The organism is Thermovirga sp., assembly GCA_012523215.1.
GTDB lineage: Bacteria > Synergistota > Synergistia > Synergistales > Thermovirgaceae > 58-81.
Map to the genome: position 1 here is coordinate 1 of JAAYIZ010000276.1, position 2,520 is coordinate 2,520.

General features: G+C 60.3%; 3 protein-coding genes. All 3 read left to right on the forward strand.

The genetic code is table 11. The features are described from left to right. Positions 1 to 957: ABC transporter substrate-binding protein (locus GX108_07510; protein NLO56879.1), on the forward strand; the 957-nt coding region annotated here is incomplete at its 5' end. Between the two features lie 95 nt (positions 958 to 1,052). After that, a complete protein-coding gene (locus tag GX108_07515) occupies positions 1,053 to 1,934 on the forward strand; it encodes a branched-chain amino acid ABC transporter permease (GenBank protein ID NLO56880.1) in 882 nt (293 codons plus the stop codon). 12 nt (positions 1,935 to 1,946) lie between these two features. Beyond that, positions 1,947 to 2,520 (forward strand): branched-chain amino acid ABC transporter permease (locus GX108_07520; GenBank protein ID NLO56881.1); only part of this gene is annotated, 574 nt, incomplete at its 3' end.

A 2,520-nucleotide genomic window follows, 5' to 3' on the forward strand; every position in this document is an offset into this window, starting at 1 on the left:
AAGCTCGAACTCCTGGTCTATGACTTCCGCACCCGTCCCGAGGACGCGGTGAACGCCTTCAGGCGGATGGCCGAAAACGACAAGGTCGTGGCGGTGATCGGCGCCAACGGCAGCGGCATCAACATCGCAACGGCCCCGCTGGCCGACAAGTACAAGGTTCCCCAGATAGGGACGGTGTCGACGAACCTGCTCGTGACGGTCGACGAAAAAGGGGTTCTCCACCCCTACATGTTCCGCATCTGCTTCACCGATCCCTACCAGGGCCAACTGATAGCCGCTTTCAGCGCCCAGGAACTGAAGAAGATGACGGCGGCCGTCCTCTGGGACGTGGGCAGCGACTACGCCCAGGGCCTCCGCGAGTTCTTCATGAAGTACTACGAACAGTACGGCGGCAAGGTCGTGGCTGACCTGGGGTTCCGCGCCGGCACCGACGTGGACTTCAGGGCTCAGCTTACCACCATTCGTGACAGCAAGGCCGAAGTCCTTGTCCTGCCCAACATGGGCAAGGAGATGGCCCTGATCATGAAGCAGGCCCGGGAACTGGGCATGAAGGATATCATCTTCGTAGGCGGCGACGGCTACGGCGAGTTCATGTGGGAGATCGCCGGAGACGCCATGGAGGGCAGCTACTGGATTAACCACGTGGCTCCCGAGGACCCGGCGATGGCCGATTTCTTCGTCGACTACAGGAAGACCTACAACGACGAGTGCAAGGAGTTCACCAACGGGATCCTGGCCTACGACGCGATCTACTGGCTCGCCGACGCCATCGAGAGGGCCGGCAAGGCCGACAGCACCGCCATCAAGGACGCCCTGGAGAGCACCGTGAACGTCCAGCTCCACCACGCCGTCATGTCTATCGACCCGGCGACCCACAACCCGATGAACAAGACGGGCGTTGTCCTCATCGCGAAGGACGGCAGGGGCCAGTTATTCACAAAGATCCAGCCTGAATAGCGCCACTTTTCTTTTCTCGCAGTCACCAGCAACGGGGCGGGCGCGGGATCCGCGTCCGCCCCGCACTTGCAGGACACAAGGACGGTGAACCCCTTTTGGAAACCCTTCTCCAGCAGGTGATCAATGGATTTTCCCTCGGGTCGGTCTATGCGCTGATCGCCGTTGGCTACTCCCTGGTCTATTCCATTCTGCTCTTCTCCAACTTCGCCCACGGCGGTTTCCTCGTCATAGGAGGATATATCTGCTACTACACCCTCGCGGCCGTCGGGAACAACATCTGGATCGCCAGCCTCCTCGCCTTCCTAGGCGCGGGCGTTTCGGCGGTCCTGGTCGAGAGGGGGGCCTACAAACCCATCCGGGAAAGGACCAATGTGACCCTTTACCTGCTCATAGCCTCCATGGGCATGAGCATTGTGATCGAGAACATTTTCGTGGTCACCGTGGGCGGACGCTTCAGGGCACTGCCCCCGGTCATACCGATGACCCCGGTGAGCGTTTTCGGCCTGGCAACCACGAGCGCCTTCGATATTCTCTCCCTGGTCATGGCCATGGTCTTCCTCGCCGGCCTGCAGCTCTTTTTGTCCACCACCAAATGGGGTCTGGCCATAAGGGCCGCTTCCTACGACCTAAAAACGGCGGGCCTCATGGGGGTCAATGTGAACAAACTTATTTCCATTGTCTTTTTCGTCGCCGGCCTGCTCGCGGCTGTGGGCGGGATCTTCCTTTCCGTCCGTTACACCCTTTACCCACAATTGGGAATGATAACGATAAAGGCCTTCGTCGCCGCCGTCATCGGGGGGCTGGGAAGCCTCCCCGGGGCTGTCGTCGGCAGCCTCATCCTGGGACTGGCGGAAATGCTCACCGCCGGGTTCATATCCAGCCAGATGAGGGACATCGTCGTCTTCGGAATGCTGGTGCTGACACTGCTCTGGCGCCCGACGGGGCTGTTCGGCAAGCACATCTCCGAGAAGGTCTAGGGGAGGCTCGCCATGATATCCGGTTACATCGAGGGCATCATCATACTGATCTGCGTGAACTCCATCGCAGCCATGGGCGTAAGCCTCCTCACGGGCTTCACGGGGATATTCACCCTGGGCCATGCGGGCTACATGGCCCTCGGGGCCTACACGGCGGCCATCCTTTCCGTCCGGCACGATGTCCCCTGGTTCATCGCCGTGATAGCCGGCGGAATCCTGGCCATGGTGGTCGCCTACCTTATCGGTGTCCCCACCTTGAAACTGATGGGGGACTATTTTGCCATAGCCTCCATAGGGCTTGGCGAAACGATAAGGCTCATCCTGGAGAACTGGCAATCCTTCACCAGGGGGGCCAGGGGTTTCCCCGGGGTGACGAACTTCACCACTCTTCCCGTGGCGGCGGCCTTTTTCCTGGGCATGCTCATCCTCATGAGGTTTTTGATAAACGGGAACTACGGAAGGGCCTTCAAGGCCTGCAGGGACGATTACATCGCGGCGTCGCTGCTGGGTTTCAAGACGGCCCACTACCGGGTCCTGAGCCTCACCATTTCGGGCTTTTACTGTGGCATAGCCGGCGCGCTGCTGG